1 protein-coding gene (cut by a window edge) is annotated in these 5,497 nt (G+C 76.6%); it reads right to left on the reverse strand.

The genetic code is table 11. From position 1 onward, the window contains the following. Positions 1-5,476, reverse strand: the 5' end (the start) of a protein-coding gene (locus VKK44_RS14125) for a type I polyketide synthase (protein ID WP_343447421.1). Its footprint begins 24,266 nt before the window's first position; the window shows 5,476 of its 29,742 coding nt (coding positions 1-5,476); its start codon is at positions 5,474-5,476; its stop codon lies beyond the left edge, outside the window. Positions 5,477-5,497 lie beyond the last annotated feature (21 nt).

A 5,497-nucleotide genomic window follows, 5' to 3' on the forward strand; every position in this document is an offset into this window, starting at 1 on the left:
CGAGCACCCGGTGGCCGTTGCGGCGGGCGTCGGAGAGCCGCTCCACCACCAGCACGCCCACGCCCTCGGACCAGCCGGTGCCGTCGGCTGCGGCGGCGAACGACCGGCAGCGGCCGTCGGCGGCCAGCCCGCCCTGGCGGGTGAACTCGACGAACGCGCCGGGGGTCACCAGCACGTTCACGCCGCCGGCCAGCGCCAGGTCGCACTCACCCTGACGCAGCGACTGCACGGCCAGGTGCAGCGCGACAAGCGACGACGAACAGGCGGTGTCCACGGTGACCGCCGGGCCCTCCAGCCCGAACGTGTAGGCGACCCGGCCGGAGATGACGCTGTGCGCGCCGCCGGTGAGCCGGTAGCCGTCCAGGTCGCGGGTCTCGTCGCCGGCGCCGTAGCCGGACGGGGACGCGCCGACGAACACGCCGGTCGCGGTGCCGTGCAGCGCGTCCGGGGCGAGCGCCGCCTGCTCGAACGCCTCCCAGGTGGCCTCCAGCAGCAGCCGCTGCTGCGGGTCCATGGCGAGCGCCTCGCGCGGGCTGATGCCGAAGAAGTCCGGGTCGAACTCGGTGGCCCGGTCGATGAACCCGCCGTGGCGGGTGAACGAGCGGCCGGGGGCGTCCGGGTCGTCGGCGAAGAGCCGGTCGAGGTCCCAGTCCCGGTCGGTGCGGAACTCGGTGATGCCGTCGCGGCCCTCGGCGACCAGCTCCCACAACCCGTCGGGGTCGGCGACGCCGCCCGGGTAGCGGCAGCTCATGCCGACGATCGCGATCGGCTCGTCGGCCGTCGCCGGGCCGGCGGGGGCGTCGGCGGCGGCGTCGCCGGCTTCGGGCAGCCGCAGCAGCGTGGCGAGCTGGCCGGCGAGCACGGCCGGGCTGGGATAGTCGAAGATGACGGTGGTGGGCAGCGACAGGCCGGTGGCGGCGGTGAGCTGGTTGCGCAGCTCCACCGCGGTCAGCGAGTCGAAGCCGAGGTCGCGGAACGCGCGCCGGGGGCGTACCGCGTCGCTGCCGCTGTGGCCGAGCACCGCGGCGGCGTGGTCGCGGACCAGGTCGGTGAGGCGGCGTTCCCGGTCGGCGCGGGGCAGGTCGAGCAGTTGCCGGCGCAGTCCGGCGGCCCGGTCGTCGACGTCCTCGGCGGGGCGCTCGGTCAGCGCGTCCCGGGCCTCCGGGATGTCGGCGAGCAGCGGCCGGGGCCGGGCGGAGGCGTACGCGGGCGCGAACTGGGCCCAGTCCACGTCGGCCACGACAAGCGTGGTCTCGCCGTGTTCGACGGCCCGGCGCAGGGCCAGCAGCGCGGCGGCCGGCTGCATCGGGTTGAGGCCACGCCGGCTGAGCAGCCGCTGCGCCTCCTCGGTGGTAGCCATGCCACCCTCGGCCCAGGCGCCCCAGGAGATCGAGGTGGCGGTCAGTCCCCGGGCGCGGCGCTGCTCGGCGAGCGCGTCCAGGTAGGCGTTCGCCGCCGCGTACGCGCCCTGCCCGCCGCTGCCCCACACGCCGGAGATGGACGCGAACAGCACGAACGCGTCGAGCTGCCGGTCGCCGAGCAGCTCGTCGAGGTACGCGGCGCCGGCGACCTTGCCGGCCATCACGTGGTCGAACACGTCCAGGTCGGTGTCGACGAGCGCGGTGAGCCGGGTGATGCCGGCGGCGTGCAGCACGGCGGTCAGCGGCGCGACGTCGTCCAGGCCGGCGACGAGCGCGGCGACCTGGTCCCGGTCGGCCAGGTCGCAGGCGACCACGCTGACCCGTACCCCGTCGGCGGTCAGCTCGTCGGCCAGCTCGCGGGCCCCGGCGGCGTCGAGCCCACGGCGGCTGGTGAGCACCAGGTGCTCGGCGCCGTTGGCGGCGAGCCAGCGGGCGGCCTGGGCGCCGATCGCGCCGGTGCCGCCGGTGATCAGCACGGTGCCGCGCGGCTGCCAGCCGGCGAGCTGCCCGGCGGTGCGGGCGGTGGTGCGGGCCAGCCGGCGGACGAACGTGCCGTACGGGCGGACCGCGAACTGGTCCTCGTCACCGCCGCCGGTGAGGATGCGGGCGACCTCGGCCCAGGTCGCGGCGTCGGGCGCGGCGGGCAGGTCGACCACGCCGCCCCACTGCCGGGGGTGTTCCAGGCCGATCACCCGGGCCAGGCCCCAGAGCGCGGCCTGGGCGGCGCTGGTGACCGGCTCGGCCGGGCCGGTGCCCACGCCGCCCTGGGTGACGCACCACAGCGGGGCGGTGCGGCCGGCGTCCTGGGCGGCCTGCACCAGCCGGGTGGTGGCGACCAGGCCGGTGGAGATGCCGGGGTGGCCCGGGTGGTCGGCGTCGGCGAGCCCGAGCAGCGACACGATCGCGGCCGGTTCGTCGGTGAGCGACGCGGTCAGCTCCGCGCGGGTGGCGTGGAGCGGGTCGACGGGCAGCGTGCGCAGCGTCGACCCGTCGGGCAGCGCGGCGGCGAGCAGCGCCAGCCAGGCGTCCGCCCGGTCGTCGCCGGCCGGCGACACCACCAGCAGGTCGGCGGCGGCCGGGGTGGCGACAGCGGTGGCGGGTTGCCACACCACCCGGTACGACCAGCCGTCCAGCACGGCCCGCTGGAGCCGGGCGCGACGCCAGGACGACAGCAGCGGCAGCGCCGGGGCGAGCACCTCCGGGTCGGCGTCGCCGGCGGTGAGCGCGGCGACGTCGGCGCGTTCCACGGCGGACCAGAACTCCACGTCGACGACGTCCGGGCCGACCGGGCCGGCGGCGGTCGCCGCCATCCGCTCCGGCCAGTAGCGCCGCCGCTGGAACGCGTACGTGGGTAGGCCGGTGAGCACCGGCGCGGGGGCCAGGACCCGGCTCAGCTCCACCGGCAGGCCGTGGGCGTGGGCGTGCGCGATGCTGGTCAGCAGCCGCAGCCGGGCGTCCTCGCCGCGCCGCAGCGTGGACAGCGCGCGGCCGGTGGTGCCGGTGTCGTCCAGGATGGCCGCGACCGACATGGTGAGCACCGGGTGCGGGGACACCTCGACGAAGTCGGTGTGCCCGGCGTCGATCGCGGTCCGCACGGCGGTGTCGAACAGCACCGGCAGGCGCAGGTTGTCGGCCCAGTGGTCGGCGTCGAGGCGGGCGCCGTCGAGCCGGGCGCCGGTGACCGTGGAGATGATCGGCACGTCGCCGGCGCGCGGCGTCAGGCCGGCCAGCTCGGTGCGGAGCCGGTCGGCGACCGGCGCCATGGCCGGGGAGTGCGAGGCGTAGTCGACGGCCACCGGGCGGGCCCGTACGCCGTCGGCGACCAGCGTGGCGATCAGGTCGGCGATGGCCTGCGGCGGCCCGGCGACGGCGGTGGTGGCGGGGCCGTTGACCACGGAGACGGTCACGCCCTCGGGCAGGCGGGCGGCCAGCTCGGCGGCGGGCAGGTCGACGGCGGCCATGGTGCCGGTGCCGGCGACGTCGGCCAGGGCCCGCAGCCGCAGCGCCAGCACCCGGGCCGCGTCGGCGAGGGTGAGCGCGCCGGCCACGTGGGCGGCGACGATCTCGCCCTGGGAGTGGCCGATCACGGCGCGCGGGCTCATTCCGGCGTGCCGCCACAGCCGGGCCAGCGCCACACCGACCGCGAACAGCGCCGGCTGGGCGATCTCGGAGCGGGTCAGCCACGAATCGTCGGCACCGGTGAGCACGTCGACCACGTCGACGTCGATCCAGCGGTCCAGTTCGGCCTGGCACTCGGCGAGCGCCTCGTCGAAGACCGGCGCGGCGCCGATCAGCTCGGCGGCCATCGCGACGTGCTGCGCGCCCTGACCGGGGAACACCCAGACCGGTCCCTCCCCCGGCTCGCCGGCCTGCCCGGTGACGACGGTGGCGGCGGGGGTGCCGGCGGCGACGGCGTCCAGGCCGGCGAGGAGCTGCTCGGGGTCGGCGGCCACCACGGCGGCCCGGTGCTCGAACACCGACCGGGTGGTGGCAAGCGACCAGGCCAGCCGCGCCGGGTCGAGGTCGGCGTGCTCGCGGACGTGTCGGGCCAGCCGGGCGGCCTGCTCGCGCAGCGCGTCGGCGGACCGGGTGGAGAGCGGCCACACGGTCGCGGCGCCGGCGACCAGGGCCGGCCGGTCGGTGTCGACGGGCGGGGTGGGCGTCGGTTCGGCCTGTTCCAGGATGACGTGGGCGTTGGTGCCGCTGATGCCGAACGAGGAGATCGCGGCGCGGCGCGGCCGGTCCACCGCCGGCCAGCCCCGGGCCTCGGTGAGCAGTTCCACCGCACCGGCGGACCAGTCGATGTGCGGGGACGGCGTGTCGACGTGCAGCGTGGCGGGCAGCCGGCCGTGCCGGATGGCCTGCACCATCTTGATCACTCCGGCGACGCCGGCGGCGGACTGGCTGTGGCCCAGGTTCGACTTGATCGAGCCCAGCCAGAGCGGGTCACGGCCGTCGCGGTCCTGCCCGTACGTGGCGAGCAGCGCCTGCGCCTCGATCGGGTCCCCGAGCGTGGTGCCGGTGCCGTGCGCCTCGACCGCGTCCACGTCGGCGGTGTCGAGCCGGGCGTTGCTGAGCGCCTGCCGGATGACCCGCTGCTGGGAGGGGCCGTTGGGGGCGGTGAGCCCGTTGGACGCGCCGTCCTGGTTGACCGCGCTGCCGCGCAGCACGGCGAGCACCGGGTGGCCGTTGCGGCGGGCGTCGGCGAGCCGTTCGACGAGCAGCAGGCCGACGCCCTCGGCCCAGCCGGTGCCGTCGGCGGCGGCGGCGAACGACTTGCACCGCCCGTCGGAGGCGAGACCCCGCTGGCGGGAGAAGCCGACGAACGCGCTGGGGCTGGCCATCACCGTCACGCCGCCGGCGAGCGCCAGGTCGAACTCGCCGGCCCGCAGCGCCTGCGCGGCCAGGTGCAGCGCGACGAGCGACGACGAGCAGGCGGTGTCCACGGTGACGGCCGGCCCTTCCAGGCCGAGCGCGTACGCGATCCGCCCGGAGACCACGCTGGTGACGGTGCCGGTGAGCAGGTAGCCCTCGTCGGCGTCCGTCGCGCCGCCGTCGGAGGCGACGCCGTAGCCGTTGGCGGCGGTGCCGACGAACACGCCGACCTTCTGTCCGCGTACCGACGAGGGGGCGATGCCGGCGGTTTCGAACGCCTCCCACGACGTCTCCAGCAGCAGCCGCTGCTGCGGGTCCATGGCGAGCGCCTCACGCGGGCTGATGCCGAAGAACTCGGCGTCGAAGCCGGCCGCGTCGTAGAGGAAGCCGCCCTGCTGGGTGGTGGAGCGGCCGACCCGGTCGGCGGACGGATCGTAGAGGTTGGCCAGGTCCCAGCCCCGGTCGGTGGGGAAGCCGCCGATCGCGTCGCCGCCGGCGTCCACCAGCTCCCACAGTTGCTCGGGGGTGGACACCCCGCCCGGGTAGCGGCAGGACATCGCGACGATCGCGATCGGCTCCCGGGCGGCGGCGGTGAGCTGCTGGTTGAGCTGCTTGAGCCGGCTGGTCTCCTTGAGGGAGGCCCGAAGCGCCTCGACGACCTTGTCTGAAGACGTGGACATCATCTACTCCGTACGTGGGCG

Source organism: Micromonospora sp. DSM 45708, assembly GCF_039566955.1.
Taxonomy (GTDB): Bacteria; Actinomycetota; Actinomycetes; order Mycobacteriales; family Micromonosporaceae; genus Micromonospora.